Origin of the sequence: Bradyrhizobium erythrophlei, assembly GCF_900142985.1 — a bacterium.
GTDB lineage: Bacteria > Pseudomonadota > Alphaproteobacteria > Rhizobiales > Xanthobacteraceae > Bradyrhizobium > Bradyrhizobium erythrophlei_B.
In genome coordinates, this window is sequence record NZ_LT670849.1 from 6,991,272 (window position 1) to 7,010,209 (window position 18,938).

At 59.8% G+C, this 18,938-nt stretch carries 17 protein-coding genes, 1 tRNA gene and 1 pseudogene; 7 read left to right on the forward strand and 12 right to left on the reverse strand.

All coding sequences use genetic code 11. From position 1 onward, the window contains the following. Positions 1–26: 26 nt before the first annotated feature. Together pbpC and BUA38_RS33660 are read right to left on the reverse strand one after the other, a co-directional pair. Complete coding sequence (gene pbpC, locus BUA38_RS33655; protein ID WP_083587872.1) at positions 27–2,138, reverse strand: penicillin-binding protein 1C; 2,112 nt, start codon at positions 2,136–2,138, stop codon at positions 27–29. After that, the gene (locus BUA38_RS33660) at positions 2,135–7,351 is read right to left on the reverse strand and encodes an alpha-2-macroglobulin family protein (RefSeq protein ID WP_072824913.1); all 5,217 of its coding nucleotides are present in this window, start codon (positions 7,349–7,351) and stop codon (positions 2,135–2,137) included. The genes pbpC and BUA38_RS33660 overlap by 4 nt, the downstream gene beginning before the upstream one ends. Positions 7,352–7,637: 286 nt before the next feature. Here BUA38_RS33660 and BUA38_RS33665 point away from each other — a divergent pair. The 5 genes and pseudogenes from BUA38_RS33665 (at position 7,638) to BUA38_RS33675 (ending at position 10,255) form a co-directional block, all read left to right on the forward strand. Continuing rightward, positions 7,638–7,714 (forward strand) — tRNA-Arg (locus tag BUA38_RS33665). Positions 7,715–7,916: 202 nt separating this feature from the next. Next, entirely contained in the window at positions 7,917–8,549 is a 633-nt protein-coding gene (locus BUA38_RS33670) for a hypothetical protein (protein WP_072824915.1), read from the forward strand. Positions 8,550–8,665: 116 nt separating this feature from the next. Continuing rightward, positions 8,666–8,908, forward strand: coding sequence for a hypothetical protein (locus BUA38_RS37305; protein WP_156898847.1), 243 nt, complete (start codon positions 8,666–8,668; stop codon positions 8,906–8,908). Positions 8,909–9,029: 121 nt separating this feature from the next. Further along, a pseudogene (locus BUA38_RS38380) lies at positions 9,030–9,269 on the forward strand (hypothetical protein); the annotation flags it as partial. Between the two features lie 107 nt (positions 9,270–9,376). Next, a complete protein-coding gene (locus tag BUA38_RS33675; protein ID WP_072824917.1) occupies positions 9,377–10,255 on the forward strand; it encodes a hypothetical protein in 879 nt (292 codons plus the stop codon). A gap of 128 nt (positions 10,256–10,383) precedes the next feature. Here the strand turns inward: BUA38_RS33675 and BUA38_RS33680 are convergent, their stop codons facing one another. Both BUA38_RS33680 and BUA38_RS33685 read right to left on the reverse strand, forming a co-directional pair. Continuing rightward, on the reverse strand, positions 10,384–11,238 hold the full coding sequence (locus tag BUA38_RS33680; protein ID WP_172806131.1) for a hypothetical protein: 855 nt from the start codon (positions 11,236–11,238) through the stop codon (positions 10,384–10,386). Between the two features lie 152 nt (positions 11,239–11,390). After that, complete coding sequence (locus BUA38_RS33685; RefSeq protein ID WP_072824921.1) at positions 11,391–11,645, reverse strand: hypothetical protein; 255 nt, start codon at positions 11,643–11,645, stop codon at positions 11,391–11,393. Between the two features lie 564 nt (positions 11,646–12,209). On the opposite strand from BUA38_RS33685, the gene BUA38_RS33690 reads away from it, so the two are divergent. Then, positions 12,210–12,398, forward strand: a complete 189-nt coding sequence (locus BUA38_RS33690; RefSeq protein WP_072824923.1) for a hypothetical protein — start codon at positions 12,210–12,212, stop codon at positions 12,396–12,398. A gap of 79 nt (positions 12,399–12,477) precedes the next feature. On the opposite strand, the gene BUA38_RS33695 is transcribed toward BUA38_RS33690, so the two are convergent. From BUA38_RS33695 to BUA38_RS33720, 8 genes are all read right to left on the reverse strand, one after another. After that, complete coding sequence (locus BUA38_RS33695; RefSeq protein ID WP_172806132.1) at positions 12,478–13,773, reverse strand: tetratricopeptide repeat protein; 1,296 nt, start codon at positions 13,771–13,773, stop codon at positions 12,478–12,480. A 400-nt stretch (positions 13,774–14,173) separates the two neighbouring features. Beyond that, positions 14,174–15,688 carry a DNA-packaging protein gene (locus tag BUA38_RS33700; protein WP_072824927.1) on the reverse strand — a complete coding sequence of 505 codons (1,515 nt, stop codon included), beginning with the start codon at positions 15,686–15,688 and terminating at the stop codon, positions 14,174–14,176. Further along, the gene (locus BUA38_RS33705; RefSeq protein ID WP_072824929.1) at positions 15,685–16,266 is read right to left on the reverse strand and encodes a hypothetical protein; all 582 of its coding nucleotides are present in this window, start codon (positions 16,264–16,266) and stop codon (positions 15,685–15,687) included. The genes BUA38_RS33700 and BUA38_RS33705 overlap by 4 nt, the downstream gene beginning before the upstream one ends. 91 nt (positions 16,267–16,357) lie before the next feature. Then, positions 16,358–16,549 (reverse strand): hypothetical protein, encoded by a 192-nt coding sequence (locus BUA38_RS37310; RefSeq protein WP_156898848.1) that lies wholly within the window; start codon positions 16,547–16,549, stop codon positions 16,358–16,360. Positions 16,550–16,568: 19 nt separating this feature from the next. Continuing rightward, positions 16,569–16,727, reverse strand: coding sequence for a hypothetical protein (locus BUA38_RS37315; protein WP_156898849.1), 159 nt, complete (start codon positions 16,725–16,727; stop codon positions 16,569–16,571). Positions 16,728–16,749: 22 nt separating this feature from the next. Next, complete coding sequence (locus tag BUA38_RS33710; protein WP_072824931.1) at positions 16,750–17,187, reverse strand: hypothetical protein; 438 nt, start codon at positions 17,185–17,187, stop codon at positions 16,750–16,752. Further along, positions 17,184–17,417, reverse strand: coding sequence for a hypothetical protein (locus tag BUA38_RS33715; RefSeq protein ID WP_072824933.1), 234 nt, complete (start codon positions 17,415–17,417; stop codon positions 17,184–17,186). Before BUA38_RS33715 ends, BUA38_RS33710 begins: the two co-directional genes overlap by 4 nt. Further along, positions 17,414–18,103: a hypothetical protein gene (locus BUA38_RS33720; protein ID WP_156898850.1), complete on the reverse strand. Its 690-nt coding sequence runs from the start codon at positions 18,101–18,103 to the stop codon at positions 17,414–17,416. The genes BUA38_RS33715 and BUA38_RS33720 overlap by 4 nt, the downstream gene beginning before the upstream one ends. Positions 18,104–18,409: 306 nt before the next feature. Between BUA38_RS33720 and BUA38_RS33725 the strand changes: the two genes are divergently transcribed. Next, complete coding sequence (locus tag BUA38_RS33725) at positions 18,410–18,910, forward strand: hypothetical protein (protein ID WP_072824937.1); 501 nt, start codon at positions 18,410–18,412, stop codon at positions 18,908–18,910. Positions 18,911–18,938 lie beyond the last annotated feature (28 nt).

An 18,938-nucleotide genomic window follows, 5' to 3' on the forward strand; every position in this document is an offset into this window, starting at 1 on the left:
GTCACGACAACCGCTTAGCGGAAACACTATTGAATTCTGATGATAACTGTGTCCGCCGCGCCCTTGGCGTCGATGACGGTCAATCTGGCAAAGCCAGGCCCCGGTGAATCGACCAGCCGTTGTCTCCGGTTGTCGAGTTCCCCGACCGCCACGCCATTGACGAGCATCGTGATCGGAAGCACGCCACCTGCTACTTTTACCGGCATGGCGGCAGACGACGTTCCCTCCCCCCAGATATCCATCCGCGACCCGTCGAGCGGAAACTGAATATGAGGCGCGCGTTCGCCGTCGGTCCGGAGCAGTTCTCCCAACGGCCGATAGCGCCGCAACGGCAGCGGCAATTTCGTATTGCTGGCCGTCAAGGTTCCCTTGGGCGGTTTCGGCAGAGCGGCCGGCAATTTGCCGGTACGAGCAAAGGCATCGAACAGAATCGGCGCGGCTGCGGTGCGGCCAACGATTCCGGGCACGGGCGCGCCGTCAGGACGACCGACCCAGACACCGATGGTGATCCGGCCATCGAAGCCAATCGACCAAGCATCGCGGTAGCCGTAGCTGGTTCCCGTCTTGAACGCGATCCGGTTGTGCACGCCGTTCTCCGGCGGCGGCGTCCCCAACAAGACGTTACCGACCTGCCAGGCCGCAACGTGATCCAAAAGCCGCTGCGATTCACTCGCCTCGTCGCGCTGGCTCTGGATTTCGAGTAGCGGTCGCGCGTCGCCGAGCCGCGCCAGCCCCGAATAAAGCTGAACGAGATCCTGCAACGTGATGCCGACGCCGCCGAGACCCATGGCCAGCCCCGGCGTCTCGTCTTTCGGGAGTTCGAGATGAGCTCCCGCCTGCTTGAGCCGCGATGCCAGCCGGCTGGCGCCGACACGGTCGAGCAGCGCGACGGCGGGTACGTTAAGCGACATTTGCAGCGCCTTGCGCACCGGAACCGTGCCCTGGAACGTCATGTCGAAATTTTCCGGCGCGTAAGAGCCGAAGCGAATCGGCCGGTCATCGATCAGGCTTTCCGGATGAACAAAGCCGTCTTCGAAGGCCAGACCATAGATGAACGGCTTCAGTGTCGATCCTGGCGAACGCATCGCGCGTGTCATGTCAACCTGACCGGCGCGGCGGTCGTCAAAATAGTCCGGTGAGCCGACGCGGGCGAGCACATCGCCACTTCCATTGTCGACTGCAAGAATGGCCACCGAAATGTTCGGGCCGAGTGAGGCTGCGCGGTCGCGCGCCAATGCCTCGAACGCCTGCTGCAACGGCGCCTCCAGCGTCAAGGCGATCACAGGCGTGTCCCTCACCGAGGCGATCGCCCGGTCGGCCGAATGCGGCGCCAGGATTGGCATGGGCTTGCGCAACCGCGGCACGGCTACAGCCTTCGCCATTGCGGCATCGTCACTGGAGATCGCGCCGTCCTCGACCATCCGATCCAGCACCCGGTCGCGGGCGGCACGGGCAGCATTCGGATAACGATCGAGCCTGCGGTTTTCCGGCGATTGCGGCAACGCCACCAGGAGCGCGGCTTCGGATAGCGACAGGCGTTTCGGCTCCTTGCCGAAATAGGCGATTGAAGCGGCGCGAATGCCTTCGAGATTGCCGCCGTAGGGCGCCATCGCCAGATACAGGTCGAGTATCTGGTCCTTGCTCATTTGCCGTTCGATTTCGATGGCGCGGACGATCTGTCTGAGCTTGGCCGTGATCGAACGCTGTCGCCGCGGCTCCATCAGACGCGCGAGCTGCATGGTGATGGTCGAGCCGCCCGACACAATATGGCCGCTGGTCACCAGTTGAAACGCAGCGCGTCCTAGCGCCAGAACATCAACCCCACCGTGAGAATAAAAGCGACGATCTTCATAAGCGAACAGCAGCTTCAGATAGGTCGGGTCGACCTCCTTTGCCGCATGGACCGGCAACCGCCAGCGGCCATCCGCCATCGCATAAGCGCGCAACAGCTTGCCGTGGCGATCGATGATCGTGGTTGAGACTTCATGGGCTTCGCGAAGCGGCAGCGGTCCGAGCGAGACCACCCACGCCGCAATCGTCAGACTGAGTGCCACGACCACGGCGAACGCCGCACCTCCCGTTCGTCTCCATCGGAGGGCCGGCCTGGTTGCGCCTATCTGATCGGCTTCAGCGCTCATTTGGCCGGACGCACCTCGACCGAACCCGTAACTGTGCGGCCGTAGCGCGAGGGATTGTACATGTCCTCGACATAAGCCTGCGGCAGCACATATTTGCCCGGCGACACCGCGCGCACCACATAAGCGACCGTGAAGATCGACTTGTCGTCGGCGGCGCGATCGATCGCCGCCGTGAAGCGGTCATCGCGGAACTCAGTGTTTTCCGGCTCCTCGCCATCCTCGATCCAGGCAAGCGTGCCGGTATCGCCGGACGAGACCAGATGCGGATTGTCGATCTCGAAGCCGGCGGGCAGATAGTCCGACACCATGATATGACCGAACTCCGGTCTGGCTTCGGTGATCTTGAGCACGACCGCAAAGCGATCGTTCTGCTTGACCTTCGATACATCGGCCGGCTTGCCGTCTAGCGTGAAGTAATTGCGCTCGATCTTGAAGCCGTTGGCCGCGGCCGGCTCGGGCGTCACCGGTGAACCACCGACCGAGACCACCGCTTGTATCGGCGCGTCGCCGGTATTGCTGATCTTGACCGGTTTGCCCGATATCTCGGCCGCCTTGTAGCTGCGATAGAGCGCGGTCTTGACCGGGCTACCCTCGACATCAAGCGCGATGGTCTCGTTGGCGAGCGCTCGTGACGCCAGCACCAGCCAGGCGTTTTCCTGGGTCGAGGTGTAAGGCGAAAGCCCGCGCGCGGCTTCGACGCGTGACACCGCCTGCATCAGCGTGGCCTTCGGCGCATTGCCTTCTCCGGCCAACGACACCAATGCCGCCGCATCGCGCAAGGCGCTGCCGTAGTCGACGCGGCCGAATTCAAGCGCAGGCTTTGGTAGGAGGCTGTCGGCAGCGGTGGCATAGACCCGCTCGGCCCTTGCCTTGTCGCCGACCAGCGCCAGCGCCGCGGCAAGCTGCGCCTTGGCGATCGGCGTCGCGAGGTTGTTTAGCTTGGTATCGGCGAGATAGCGCAGATCACCGATCGGCGCGGCACCGTTGCGGGCGAGCACATAAAGGCCGTAAGCCAGATTCTTTCCGCCGTCCTTTTCCGGTTCTTCGGCGTTCACAACCGAATTGCGGATACGATCGAGCGCGGTGCGGAACAGCACGTCGGGTACGGTGAACCCTTTTTCACGCGCGCGAGTTAGGAAATCGGTCACATACGCATCGAGCCAGGCGTCATCGCCACCGGCCGACCACAGGCCGAACGAACCGTTTGAGCCCTGCCGTGCCAGCAGGCGGTCGATCGCATCGCGAATCCGCTGGTCGACCGCGGTGTCCATCGCCAGATGCGCGCCGACGGCCAGATCGTTGACATAAAGCAACGGCATCGCGCGGCTCGTAATCTGCTCCGAACAGCCATGGGGGTAGCGGTCCAGTGCTTTCAGGATGGTTGCCGCATCCAGCGCACTGGAAAGGCTCGCCGAAACCGAGACGGTGCCGGTGCCGTCAACGAGATCAGAGAACATGTCCGGCGTCAGCGTCAGGCTCTCACCCTTCGCCAAGGTCCGGACCGAGCGTCGCGTCAGCACCTGCGTCGACGGCTTCACATCCAGCGTGTAATGCCGCGCCAGCGTCAGCCCGTTCGGTCCCTTGATATCGACGTCGAGCGCAGCCTGGCCTGCGCCGCCGGCATCGAGCGCCAGCGACATCGAGGTCCGCTGCTGGGCGGCGAGTTTCACTGATGTCGTCGGATTGCCGCTGACCTTTACCGGCCCCGAGGTTTTGACGCTGACGGAATAATCGCCCGCGGCGCCTTCGACGTTGTCCAGATCAAAACTCATGGTGCCGTGATCGCCGTTAAGCAGGAAGCGTGGCAGAGTTGCGGTCAGCACGACGGGATCGCGCACGGTGACGTCGACCGTGGCGCGGCCGAGCTTGGTCGCGGTCCACGCCACCGCCATCACGCGCGCGGTGCCGGCGAATTCCGGAATGTCGAAGGTGATTTCGGCGGTGCCGTCGGCTGCCACCGTCACAATTCCGGAATAGAGCGCAAGTGGCTTCTGGGTGGGCGGGCTGCCTTGCAATTCTGCGCCGGCGCCATCGCCGCCGGTCTTGAGCTGACCGCGTGTGCCCTGCATGCCGTCGATCAACTGGCCGTAGAGATCGCGGATTTCCGCCGTGAGGCGGCGCTGGCCCAGATAATAGTCGTCGGGCGCCGGCGGCTTGTAATTGGTGAGATTGAGAATGCCGACATCGACGGCGGCCACGACGACCTTGGCGTCTTCGCCGGGGTTGAGGCCGGTCAGCTTCACCGGCAACTTCATCGTGGAGTTCGGCCGCACCAGCACGGGCGGCGACAGGCTGACTTGAAGGGTACGGGCCTTCTTGTCGATGCCGAACCATTTGAGCCCGATGGCGCGGCCGGGCATGCGCAGCGCTGCCGCATCAAGTGGACGGCGCAACGTCGCCACCACATAGGCGCCGGTGCCCCAGTCCTTGCCGACGGGAATTTTGAGCTGGGCGGTGCCTTCCTTGACGTCACTCGTTTGAGTGGTCAGCAGCCGATCGCCAAGCACGTTGATCGTCAGCTTGCCGGCGGTACGCGCATTGACTGATGCAACCATGGTGTCGCCGGATTGATATTCCGGCTTGTCGATCGACGTCTCCAGCAGATCCGGCGTATCGGCACTGCCGTCGGAGTACCAGCCGACGTCGAATTGTACCGAGGTCAGCGGACCGTCCGCATCGGTCGATTTGACGTCGAGGCGATAGCGCCCGGGCTCCGGCGACAGCGTGACGCGGGCGGGCTTGTCGGCTGCGACCGTTAAATCGCCATCGGCAACGCGTTTGGTCGATTTGACCGGTTCGAACTCCCAGGAGGAGTTCTGGCGATACCACTGATAGCGGGACTCGATCTTCAAGAGCTCGTAGCGCAGACCGTCCCGCGCCAGTGATTTGCCATCGGGCGCAACGAACACGACGTCGAAGGCGGCCTTGTCGCCCTCCGCAACGTTCTTGTCGCCGAATAGCGGCTTGACGCCGATCATGGCGATGGTCGGCGCGACCGGCAGCACGATCTTGCGCTCCACGGCGCGACCGCCCGCTTCCGCCATGCGGATGAAGATCTGTGCCTCCTGCGGACGGGTCGAGGTCGGCGGCTTCGCGATACTGACCGGGAAGGTCGCCGCGCCGCTCGCGTCGGACTCCGGGAGATTTTCGATCGGCGTGCGCTCGTTGCTGGCGTTTTCCTCATCCGCCACGCCGAACTGATAACCGGGGAAGCCGGTTCGCTCGTCGGCGGACGCGACCAGCATGTCGCCTTCGAGCTGAAGAGCGGAAGCCGGCGCGCCATACAGGAAGTGACCGGCCACTTTGATCTGTACCGGAGCATCGACCTTGATCTGCTTGTCTTTGCTTGTGATTTCGAAGTCGATCCGCTCGGGGATGTAGTCCTCGACCATGAAGGTCGTCTCGCCGACCGAATTCGCCTTCGGATCGGTGAAAGCACGCACCCGCCAGGTCCCGGTCGGGACGGCCGAATTCAGCGGCAGCGTCAGCGTCCGGCCACCAGCGCCCTGATCCGCAAGCACCGCGCGTCGGAATTCGACGCCGTCAGGGCGCTCAACCACGAGCGTCAGCGGGCCGCCAGAGATCGCATTGCCTTGGCCATCACGCAACAGCGCGGTGAGAAAGACGGTTTCGCTGGAGCGATAGACGCCACGTTCAGCATAGACGAACGCATCCGCGCCGGCGGGCACCGCCCTGCCCGACACGCCGCGATCCGACAAATCGAACGCATTGGATTTCAGGCTGAGGAACGCGTAGTCGGCCTTATTCGTGCTGACCGTCAGCATGGCCGGCGAAAGGCCACCCTCGCCGCGCGCCAGGCCCGCCTCGAACACGGCATGACCGGCGTCATCGGTTTTGCGGGTGGCGAGGATTTCGTTGTTGCGCGCCACGAGACGCACTTCCGCCTTGGTCACGGCTTCCGTCGACGCCAGCGAATTCACGAATACATGAATGCCGTCATTGCCGGAAAACGCCGTCAGGCCGAGATCGGAGACGATGAACCATTGTGTCGCCAATCCGCCATCATCATCGCTGCCCGGTCCCTTGGCGGCAGCGGTCATGACATAAATACCGGGCTGTAAGGTGCCGAGCGCTTCATCGACCGGGAAAGCCGTCGTGACATCCTGGTTCAGCGTCATGGCGGTCGACAGTTCGCCCGACCACACCTTGACGCCCCGTTCGTCACCGAGGCTCGTGAGTTCGTAGCGGCTCAAGGCGCGCTGGAAGTCGCCGTCGATCACGGTGTTGATCAGGTTGCGATCCCCGATACGGAACACATTGATGGAGACAGCAGGCGTATTGACGCTGACCAAGGGAATGCCACGCTGGCCGGTGCGCGGCAGCACATAGGCGCGCCCGGTGAAACGCACGAATGGCTTGCGGTCGCGCACATACATATTGAATTCAGCCGACTTCGGCAGGCCTTCTTTCACGGTCGACGGCAGGCCGGCGCGCAGGTTGATGTTGTAGCGCTCGCCGTGCTTCAGACCGTCGACGCAGAGCTGTTTTCCTTCGGAGATCAGGGCCGGTTTGTCATTGCCGGCGAGCGCCAAAAACGGCGTGAAGTCGGTGCGCTTGGCGAGGTCTTCGGAAAACTGGAAGCAGGCCCGCGGCGAGGCGGAATCGGAATCGATGGTATAGTCGAGCAGCCGGAAGCCGTGCTCGTCGCGCATTTTCTCGTATTGGCCGCGTATTTCGGCGACCTCGCGCAAATCCAGTGATAAGCGCAGGCTGTCCAGCGCCGGCCGCCACAGCTTGCGCTCCGATAGCGCGCGGCCGAGCACGGCGAGCGCATCGGCTTCATCGCTGGCGTTGGCGGCGCGCTGGTAGCCGATATAGGCCGCGGTCGAGGCACGCTCGAGCAGAAAGGTCTGCTCGCTGGAATTGGTCGGCCGCATCTGGAAAATCGTGCGCGCAAGCCGCACCCAGTTGCCGCTATCGTCGGGCGCCGTCACCGCAATCTGCCCGAGGATTTGCAAGCCGGTCCGGTAGTCGTTGCGCTTGAAGGCGGCGTCCGCATCGGCTTTCAACGCCGCGCCGGATTTGTTGACGGCGCCCGCCTCGCTCTTGATCTGGGCTTCGAGCTTGATGGAGAAATCGGCGAGGTCGTCGCGCTTGAACGCCTTGTCCGCGGCCAAGGCCGACGGAAGCGCTGAGGTCAGGCCAAACGACAGCGTGGCGCAAAAAATTGCAGCCCGAACCAGACCGATCATGATGAAGCTCCCGGCGCGGCGGATGGGCCGCCGATGATAAGGAAGTGCGCTAAAAAGTGACGGACTCGTGGCGGAGGCACGGACGAGCAAAAAATCGCATGCGACATTTGTCGGACGCCTTCGAGTTCTCGGGTCCGCCGCCGCCTCTGGGGGGCGGCAAGGCGAAAGCCGGCCAAGCGTCGTGCCAGCCGGGTCAATCCTTAGTCGCGGGGCTCCCAAAACGGGTTCGGTATAGCCCCGTTTGAATGCTAAATTTTTACATTCGGTGGTATAAGCCGGACCCGACGGTCCCATAGCTCAACTGGATAGAGTAACGGATTTCTACTCCGTGGGTTGCAGGTTCGAATCCTGCTGGGATCGCCACGAGTTATGCCGATAAAATAAGGGTTTCTTGCAGTTTCGGCTTCGTTCTATCGCCCGATTTCGTGTTGCGACGTGTCGCGAGCCAGTGCGAAGAAAATCAACGGCTTACCAAGCCCTACTAATCGCTCCACGCAACACGGACGCAACATGCTGCTTCGCTATTTGTTCTCCCTCGCAAAGCGTTCTAGATGACGAGAGAACCATGAGCGCACCTACCTCGCTCGTCTTGCTCTACGTCGCCGCATTGGCTGCGATCGCCGTTCTAGGAATAGCCGTCTATAGGACGACAGCTACGTCCGCGGAGCGACGCCTACAATTTCAGACCTCGCTTCTAATTCAACTTCTAGGATCGATTGTTTTTGGGGCAATCGTAACCTACTCCATCTACGTCATTGAGCACGCCCAGCAAGCGGAAGAAAAGCATCTAGACGATCTTAAGCTTGCCGCCGATAACAAGGCGCGTGTTCTACGCTTTATCAAAGATGAGCTGTCATATGACCTCGCGGCCCTTCAGGCCCGCGATGGTAGTATTGGCAAAATTCAACAACAGCCACTAAAGTCGGATTTTTGGAGAATTGCGGGCCTGAGTGGCGACCTCAAGTGGGTCGATGATCTCGATGCACTCAATTTGATAGCCCAAGCGTATTTTGGCATCGATCAAAGTTCCGCTTGGGAAGTCCGCTATCTCGATGCGACGCTCGGAGTAACGTCAACTATTAGCATGACCGTCAATGGCGGCCCGCAAGTCCCGCTGAAGCAATTCATGCTAACACTCATGGTCCCCGGTTACGCGACAGCACAATCGGCAATTAATTCCGCTCTTAAAAAGCTTTGATAGTGTTTTTTTGGCGCATGCCCGCTCTCACCCGCCGCCGATCCTCGAAGCCCACGAGAATGGTGGCAAATCTATTGCGGTGACTGCCAAAGTCCAAATCAAGAAGGGCGATCTCAATGTCGAAGACCCTACTGGCACTTGGAGATTTGCGAGCGCGCGCGTTAGCAGAAATTCGGCAGCAGCCCGGCTGTTCTAGTGTTCGTGACGTCGCCATCAATCGCGTCACCGATGACCGTTCCGAGAGCAATTGGTCGATGTGCGTTGTGCCCGTTGGTAATGCCGACGCAAACACAGCGGCTCGCGCGGCTATTTATGTCCAGCACGCGCTGCGCCGGAATTACGATCTAATGACGGATTGACTGGGGAGGTCTCACCGGCCTGCACTTCGCTGTAATCCCGAGCCGCAGTAGGCCGACCGGCGAGCGCGCCCCAACATCTTGGACGATTTCCCCAAGCGGCGCTGCGAGTTCATGCTTCCGCATGGCCCGAAAATCCCACCACTTTCCAATGTCAGGCGGCGACCGAAAAGCCTTCTCGAAAGAGCTTCGAAGTCGCGCGCTATGACGCACATCTTTGAGCGCTCGGCTGAGAAGCGGCGCGAGGGCGGGGCCCTGATCCGCGAGGCCGACGATCTCGCCTGCCAAAGTTGGATGAACGCATGTGGTCGGACGGCGGCCCATCGATCCGAGCCCGACCGTTGATCAAGCCATCAACGGCGGCTAGTTATTGTCGCCGCTAGCGACCTCATTGATGCGCGCGGGCCCCTCGCGCTAGACAGGGTAGAGTACGCTCAGTGCAACCCGAGATTCCTGTCGTAAGGGGGAGAAATGAACTGGATCAGCAAGGAGTTTCTGTTCGCCCTATCGGGCGCGCTGCTTATTGCGCTGATTGCCATCTGGAGGTCGCCATACCCTCCAGTAACTACGAGCGGAACCGTCGAGACGCATAGGAATAGCCCAGACAATCTTGGAGCGGACAACCGATCAGCATCTAATGTTCCTTCGGCGCTTCGCGGCTCGGAATCAGTCAAACTCGACGAGAGCAAAACCGGAGAAAAACCCGGTGAAGATGGCACAGAGTTTTGGCCAGCTCTCTTCGGATACAAGCTAAAAATAACGGACACAGTTATCGCCGCGTTCACCGCTCTCCTGTTCTGGGCAACTTACTTGCTTTGGCGCGCCACACAAAGATTGGTGATCGGGGCGGATCAAACATCTGAAAATCAGCTACGCGCCTATGTCTCTATGCGTGGCAAATTCGTTTACGCATTCGACGAAAAACGCTACTGCCGCGTTCGATACGACATAGAGAATCTCGGGCAGACGCCGGCCCACAACGTTTGTCACCACGGGGATGTATTGGTTGCTTCCCATCCGCTTCCGGACGGTTTCGCTTTTCCTAGTCCACTCAAAAAACTGACCAATCCGTTCGTTCTTTTTCCTCGCTTACCTATGGAAGGTACGCAGGTCGCAAGCTCAATGTTTTCTCAGAGCGAAATCGCCGCGATAGTAGCCGGAACCGCGCGTATCTATCTATACGGGGAGGTATTTTACGAAGATATTTTCCACAAGAGCGCTAGAGCCACCCGATTTGCTCTCAGTGTGGTCGCAGATCAGGCCACCTTGCAAAAACTATCGACAAACTATTCAGGGACGGACCTAAAACTTCATTTTGAAACAGCTCCTATTGGCAACACAGCAACCTAGTTTCCGACCGCTGAGCCAGACATTCGTATCTCTTGACCAGGGCCAGCCTAATCTGTTGGACCGTCGAGCCCTCGGTCCTCGGTCAGGAAGCGGTCGGTGATCGGTGGTTCCTCATCGGGTCGCGGTTTCTAGAGGTGCTCGCTGGGCCGGGTCGGTAACTTGTTCAACGCTTCTGTAATCGCCGCTTGATCTGCTTCACTAAGATTTCCGTCCTTACCGGCTCGAAGATTGGCCATGCGCTCCATCATAGAAGGGAAAAGCACAGCCATGAACGCGGTCATGTCAGTCCCATTGGAGTTGGTTGGCAAAGACAAATGACCTGTTGCCGTCGCTAGTCCTTTGAAGCCCATAAAGTTTGGAGTTAGCTTAAGTGGCCCGTTGCGGCGGTAAGACCACGCAACCACACAGTCCGGCCCTACCGAATTGTCTTTACCGGCGACCTCAAGATTTATCTTCGCGAACTCTCGCGCTACTGCAAATGCAGTTATCTTGCCCTTTTCGTGCTTACTTATCAGGCGCAGCAGGGCAATCAACTTTGGGCGTTGCGTGACGATAAACGGCGTACCGCTGCCGGCTATTCCAATTCGGGTGTACCGCCGTGGCGGCCCCACAGTCTCGTGCCGCTCATTGGATATACGATAGAGTTTTTTCTTTGCGTTGATAATGTCTAATTTCACGGTGTAGAGTATCGGCTTTTCGGCCACAAACGCTGGGGCCAACACAACATGCGCCGCGTTCCCCATGCCCGGTACGTGGAGCAAGTATTTCAGAATTTGCCGACTAATGGCTCCGCCCAAAATCTCGAGCGAGCGTTCTAGCGGCTCGTTTCGTCCTCGAAGGACATTGTTCATCCACTCTGATGGCTGCTTTCCTTTCGGAGTTTTCCCGAGACCAGAATAACCCAACAGCGCGACGTCATCGCCGCGATCGACCCGCAATATCTTGACCGCGTCGTCACTGACCGCCTTCTGTCGAATGGACAATCTTCGATCTGCGCAGAGCCATATACTCTCACGGCCGATGGCTGCGACTACTAATGTCATGTTCACCCCGCCTTGTGCTGCGTTTGGCTAGAACGCCCGTTGTCTGTCTCGCCCTCTCATGTCTCCGAAATGCCCCTCAACATGCAGGTGGCTCAGTCGCGACCGGCAGCGTACGAACCAGGATGCAGCGCATCATAGGCCATTCCCCAAAGACCTTTGAGAGAGCCCAAAAACAACCAATCCAGGTTGACCTCATGGCGGCGGACGAACGCCAGCATCGTGTCGTCCAATTCGATCACCTTGGGAAGCTCAGCGGGCTGCAGCCCTCGCTCGATAGCCAAGAGACTGAGCCGGGCGCGGATAGCGCGGTTCGAATGTCGGGCAGTAGACCACTTCTTTAAGCGCATCGTCCATCCTTACGGGCTGGCGGGTACGCAGGAATTGCGTGTGTCCGCACGGGGCTAGGAGAGGGGTGAGTTTGACCGGAAAGGGCTGCTCAGAGGCCGGCGGCGCGTCAAAACGAGCAAGGCCCCTGAGGGAGCTGGCGAGTCAGGCCAGCTCTAATTCGCGGTCGGAAACCACGGCGGCACCGCCATCAAGCGACGGCGGGTTATCAACTGACACCGAAAGCGGTGCCAGCCCATCCCGCTCCGCGGCCTTAAAGGCGGCGCGGACTGGCGTCACGGATCAGGGATGAAAGATTTGTGGTACGCTGGGAATCAGCTCGGGCCATCGGGTCACTCTGTGGTTCGTGTTAGAGCCGGGTGGAAGTTAGCGCTTCCCCCGGCTTGCCCAGAGTGATGACACACCTTCAGACGCTTGCATAACCAAGTAATTTGGATTGGTCGGGATCGGGCATGCAAAATCCAAAAAAGTTGGATTTGCATCTCGCCATTTCCGCGTAACGCATGAAGATGAATGAGCGGTGATCCAAATTATTTGGACGCAAGAATATTTTAGGATGAGATATTATGGACGAGCCAAAAATCAGGCTGTACCCCGACGGCAAGCCCGACAGCGTCGTCGCGTGGAATTGGGAGTTGCTCTTGAACGGCAAGAAGATTGCCGGCGGCAACTCTCCGGGCACCCAAGACATCGCTTTCGCGGCTGCGAGAGCCGCGCTCGTCAAGGAACAGGCGCGTAGGGCTAAGCGGGACTGACGCGTATTGATAACCGCTTATCCCCCTATTGCGACCGAACAGCGGACGTGGCGAGAGTACCGCTATGGGAAGCAGAATCTCATTTCCGTGGCCTCTCACCGGCGATGTGCTGTCTAAGTCTCGTGAAGGCAATCCCAAGACTCCCCCTCGCAAGAGCCCTATCGACCGCCCCGAGGAGGACGAGGGGTCTTTCCGTAAGCGCTGCGCGATAGGCTACGATCGCCTCTTGGAGCCGAGCGGTGCCGCTCTCTTGATCTCCAAGCGATAGGAGCGCGTCGCCGAGGAGGTGCTGCGTCGCGGCCCAATCGAACGGCATCCGCTCGCGGGTCATTTCTGTAAGTGCAGCGCGATGGGCCGCAACCGCCTCTTCGAGCCGCGCGGTGCTGTTCTCTTCGTCACCGAGCAATCTGAGCGCACTGCCGAGACTGTTCTGCGTCGCGGCCCAATCGAGCGGCACCCGCTCGCGGGTCATTTCTGTAAGTGCAGCGCGATGGGCGGCAACCGCCTCTTCGAGCGAGCCAAGCCTCCTAAGCGCGGTGCCGAGATTGTTCTGTGCGTTGGCCCAATCGAGTGGCAGGCGCTCCCGAGGTGTCAGATCGATGATGCGCCGATATCGCTCGATTGCAAGACGCAGAGGTTTGTCGTCGTCGCCATAGCTCAGACGGAAGTGCAGCGGCTGGTCGTCGTAGCCCCAGCTCAGACGTAAGAGCGCGTCAGCCTCCTTGTTGAGGTAATGCAAACGCCCATCCTGCTCGATGATACTAGGCGGAAACACCGCGGCTACATCCGCGAAGTGCTTTGCCGCCTCCTTGTACCGCAATCGCGTCATTGCGATATCACCACGCTCGCCTGATGTTCGGGCGACATTGGCGGCGAAACGATCGAGAGCCCGTCTCTGCTCTGTTTCGACGTTAGCGAGCAGAAGGTCCGCCCGAGCAAGATCGCCCGCGTCGATGGCCTTCCGGGCGTCAGACTTCAAGGCAACAATAGAAGGGTTATCGCCTAGATCATCGGATGCTGCCTTCCGAAGCGCTTTGAAGCGCTCAGCGATTTCCACGAGCTTCGCGCTCAGAAGCTCTGTCGGGACATTCACCTCGCCGACGATCTCAAGCGCCGCCCGGACTTGCCGCTCACCAACGTCGAGCTTTCCCTGAAGCTCAGCAACGATCTTTTTATTTGCTTCGGACAGATCATGGGCTTGTCGGACAAGAGCCTCCAGCTGTTCTGGAGGAATCCCGATATTGATCGTCGAGTTGCTGACATTGCCGCCGATGGCGACGCCACCCTCCGCTTTGATTTGCTGGGCAACGATCGGCACGTTTGGAGCGACAAACAACATTGTAAGCGCGGCGAGCAAAGTTGAGGAGCGGACCATGAACGGCTTCTCACTTTGACTCATTCGGACAATCTGAACCGGAGGTGGCTCCCGAAATGGTCGCGCCGGTTACATTGCCGCCAATTGCAACACCCCCACAATTCGCCCGGACGCTCGGCCGATCCATCGATTTAGGGGGAGTCAAATAGACAAAAACAGTCCATGCCCCCGCCGCCAGGACAACGAACCCGCCCCCAAGCCAAGCCAGGACCTCGCGGTTAGTCTTCTGGCGGAGGAATTGCCAAATCGGCATAATCTATCCCACGCGAAGGAGATAGAAACTCTACCCCCGATTGCGCCGTCTGGCAATTCGAGGGTCTGCTCCGAGTCATTCGCGACCGAATTGATCTGTCCGCGTCACGTCCGCTTTACCCCCGGCAGCGACCGGACGGCAGACTTGCTAACCAGCCACCCCCGCACTCGCCTCAACCCAGCCGATGCCCAGCAACGGCTTGCTGTCCTCAGCCGTCATTGCCACCAATCCGTCGGACGGCACCAGCACCTGACGCCCGGACATGAGATGCAGCGTCCCCGCACCACCGGGCGGTGCTTTGAGCGTCACCGCGAAGGTTGTCGGATCGTTTGGGTTGACGGGCGGGGCATTCGTTTTCTCAGCCTCAAGCCGGGCGTACTCGATAATCCCCGGTTCGGCCTGCACCATCAGTTCGCTAAGCGCCCACACCAGCGCGTCAACGTGATCAGGCGAATACCCTGCCCGCCCGCGATCAAAGTCGCTTGTAAACGCTGACATCCGATCCTCAAGCATGGGAAACGTGCCAACGTGATGGACGCGGCGCTGTTCATACAGGGCCGCGATGGGTTCTGCGCGGACGGCCTTGCCGCGGCTGGCATGCACGGCCTTGTAGCTGACGTTGGGATCAACCATTCGCACCGTAGCCTCAACCAGCGCGCCGCCGTTGTTGACCTCAGCGATGACGCGATCAGCATGGTGACGATGGTAGGCCTTTATGGCCTCACGCGCCCAACTATCAGGCGAAAACTTGCCGCTGTAGTCCGCGATCACGTAGGCATGGCCGTCATCAGCACGGCCGGCAACAATGATGCCGGTCTCGTCGCTGTTTTCGTTATTGCTGACGGCGGGATCAATCGCGACCACGACGCGGCGTATCGTCGGCAGCGCCGTTGGTGCGATGCGCGCAGCCTCGATATCGGAAAGCTTCCACAATGCGCCCGGCGTATCTTCAAGTAGCTCAGCATCAAGCTCTTGCCTGCCTAGCCGGGTGCCACTGTAGCGTGCCATGATGCTAGCGACGAAAGTCGGGGCCAGGTTGGCGACATTGTCAGCCGTGCGACCGCGCGTTACGTGAGTTCGCGGATCAGCGATGATTGTTTTGAGCAGCTTAGTCGGCTTCGGCGTGGTGGTGATCAGTGCACGCGGCTGTGTGCCGAGCCGTAAGCCGAATTGCAGTTGATCCCAGACTTCTTGCGCCAACGCAAACTTGGCGAGTTCATCAACCCAAGCGCCATCATGTTCAGGGCCTCTGAGCTGATCAGGGTCAGTGGCATTGTAGATCATCGCGATGGCCCCATTCGGCCACGTCAACCTATCCTTCGAACTTTCATAGGTGGGCATGAAGCTTTTCGGATGAACCTGCAGGAGACCTGACCCCTCCCCCGGCCCCTTGCCGTCACCGACCATGACGTCACGCGCATCAGCCGCAGTCTCCGCTACCAGCGCGATATGACGACACCGGCCCGCCGCCAATGGCGTGGTGCCGCACATCATCGAGCGCACCCATTCCGCCCCGGTACGGGTTTTGCCGAAACCACGGCCGGCGAGGATCAGCCAGTTAGCCCAATCGCCAACCGGCTCAAGCTGATTTGGTCGCGCAATGTGCCGCCAGTCGAATTTAGATGTTTCGACGAAGTGGCGGGCGATGTCAGCGATGCTCATGCAGCGGCCTCATGATCGAGGACCGGAGACGCCGTGATCATGGGCGGGGCCACGCCGTTGCTAACACCCTCAAGCGCACGCAGGACATCAATGCGTGCCGCCGGATGGTTTGCCAGAGCTGCGAGGATTGCGTTTTGGATCAGCCAATAGTCCGGGCTGTTATAAAAATTGTTTTGAATGTTGAATGAGTGGGCTTTGAGCTGTTCAGCGGCATGCCCGATCATCTCGAAATATTTTCGGGCGTGGCCGGTCCACTGTGCAGCGGCCTGATGATCGTTGTCCGCGATGCAGCAATCTCGGTAAAAAAGGACCTTGCCAAGATCGGCACGCACGTTCGCCAACCAGCCTTCAGAAGTCTCAAGGCGTAGGGCTTCCAATTCCTCCGGCTTGACCTTCCAGTCACGGGCCTGAACCGCGAGAAACATCTCCGGCGCGTCGCGTAGAAGCTTTTTCTTGTGGCGATGCAGAGCATCAATCGACACACCGAAGCGCTTACCCAGCTTGCGCAAGGCTACGCGACGCGCCAGCCCGCTTTCGATGGCGGGCCGGTCAGGGTGCTTATCGATAGTCGATTTCATTGCTGGCTTTCGAAAATGTGGACCTGACCACCAACAACCACGAAAGTGGTCAGGCCTCCTCTCCCTCAACGCGTTGTGGAGCAACCGCGCGCTACGGAACGTGTGTGCTATTCGCCGCAATTTGGATTTGCCAACCCGCCGCTAGCATTGAGATCAAAAAAGAGGCCGGGACATTGATCAGTCCCGTCACGTCCGGCGTCAGCGTGGTGCTATCCGGCAGTTGCACCACCGTGGGCACTCCCAAGCCGGTCCCCATTTTCATCGGAATTGTCGTCTGTGACATCGTGTTTCCTTTTTTCGGTTTAGGCGTCGGACGTCGTGTGCACGTATCCCGCCTTCATCATGGATATGACGTGTTCGGCGGGGACCATCACGACGCCGTTGTGATCGGGCTTGATCACGCACTCGCTATCAAGCGATCCATCCGCGCGCTGCATCGCCACCAGAGTTTTGTTTGGCATCGATCCCCGCAGCATTGCTGGCCTATGCCGCGTCGCCGTTGGGGATCGGCGGATCGGACATCGGATATTTTTCGCCCAACGCGGTGATCACTGAGTTGGCCCTGAAGTAGCCGCGCGCCATCATCGCTGGCACCATGCTGGCGGGCACCACGATCTGGCCCTGAGGATTTGGCGCGGCAAGCGAACCGTTAGGCAGCTTGACCGGGCCGGTGATGCGCGTTTCAGCAGGGCCGGTCATGAACACGGGATGGTCACGGACGGTGTCATCCTTGTAGACGCCTGCCATGCTCTGCGGCTTCGCGGCCTTGAATGCGGCCACTGCCTTGTCATCACTGATCTGCTTTTCCAGATCAGCTTTGACGCTGAGGCCTTCCTGTCGCGCGGCGTGCTTCTGAAACGGTGTCTTGGCGTCGTCGATGGCTGCCATGGCAGCGCGGGCGCGATGTTGCAGCGGGATCATGAATGCATTCTCCGAAGGGGTTGGTCGGGCTGAAAGTCTCGAATGAACTCGATTTCAGCGGCGAGTTGGTTGAGCTGGACCTGAGCCTTTGCCAATGTGCCGCCCATCGCGTCGTAACTCTTGACCAGCGCATCAGCAGCGGCGGCCATAGAGCTGTGCAGCTTGTCGAGTGGTTGGCGGCGGATTGGTTTTGCCTGCGCTGCGATGGCGAGCGCTTCAGCTGTTTTCATTTGCCGGACCTCAACGCTGCGGCGCGGCGGCCCCAATTTGATGCCGCGGCTTCGATTTCATGGCGGTTGACGCCGGGATTGGGGAGCTTGATGTTCGTCAGCGCTGATGCGCGTTGCAGGTACATCGTGCCGGCGTCTTGATCGCCGCGGCTGATCAGCGTGCGGCCGGCATCGCCGTAGAAACTTGCCAGCCCGTGGATTTGCGCGGCGAGCTTGCTGCCCTGCTCGCAGTTGGCTCGATATTGCGTGATGACGTGACCGTGCTCGGTTTCCATCTTGTCAAAGATGGCCTGTTCGATCTGGGCACTGATTGAGCGAAGCCGGTCATTGAGCGCTGCGATCTTCTGGTGAATATCAGCACCAGCACCCTTTGCAGCGGCGGCGGCGGCTTGGGCAGCGTTGAGTTTTTGCGCCAACCTGATCCGCGTTTGCTGATCGGAACGCGGAGCCTCGCCGTGGCAGCCTTCGGTTGCCCATTTCAGCATCGCGCCAGTTTCGATGCGTCCTAGCTCATCTAGTTCCGCCCGTACAGCAGCCTCAGCATTGGCTGTTTCCCGGAGCCGGGCTACGCCGGCGTTCAAGCCATCTAACTCACGGGCAAGGCTGGCTCGCTCAGCATGAAGCCGTTCAAGCGGCGTCGCCGGTTGGGGTGCTGGTGTCAGGGGTTTGGTTGCTGTTGCCGCCATGCTGAGCTTCCTTGTGGTTGGAAGCCCGCTCTGCCATCGGCAGCCATGGGACGGTCGCGCAAATCAGTGCGACACAAGAATCATCGCGGAAACAGCGTTGCGGTGCAAGCGATCCGATTACCAATGGCTACGCTCAATCAGGTCCGCGCAACACGACCGCAACACGCCGTAAATTGGTTTGCAAATTCAGCAGCCTACAGATGCTCAACGGATATGATATCCGCTACTCATGATGACATGGCGTAGCAAGATGCGCGCAATGAGTTGTGGTAATCATTGCGGACGTGAACGGCCAAGGAGGACGCAATGTCAGCGACAATCGAATCTGCTGCAACCGCAAAGTCGGTGCTTACGGAAGAGGAAGCGAAAGCGGCGATCGCGCCGTACGTCGAGGGGATGCTTGAATGGTACTGGCATGAAACCGACAAATGGGAACACATGGCATGGCGTCTTCAAACTGCGATTTTGATTATGTCGTCTTTGGTGACCGTCGTCGCGGCGCTTCCGTCCACGGCCCCCGAATACCAACCGTGGATGAAATGGTTAGTGGTGATAATTTCCGCTTCGACAACTCTGTTATCGGGTCTCCTGTCTAAAAGCGGAATAGAGCGAACTGCTCAACTCCGAGAGCAAGGAAGGATTAAGCTGGTGGCGTTGCAGCAAAAGACGGTTTTGAGGTTTACGAAAAAGATGATGACCGAAGAGGAACGCGCCGCTTACCTAGAGAAGGTTATTGATGCGGCAGAACTCGTCGAGCAGCAATTCGGCGTACACCCCTTAACCGCAGGCAAGCGACATTCAAAATAGGTCCGCGAGCGCGTTGCTGACAACGGTT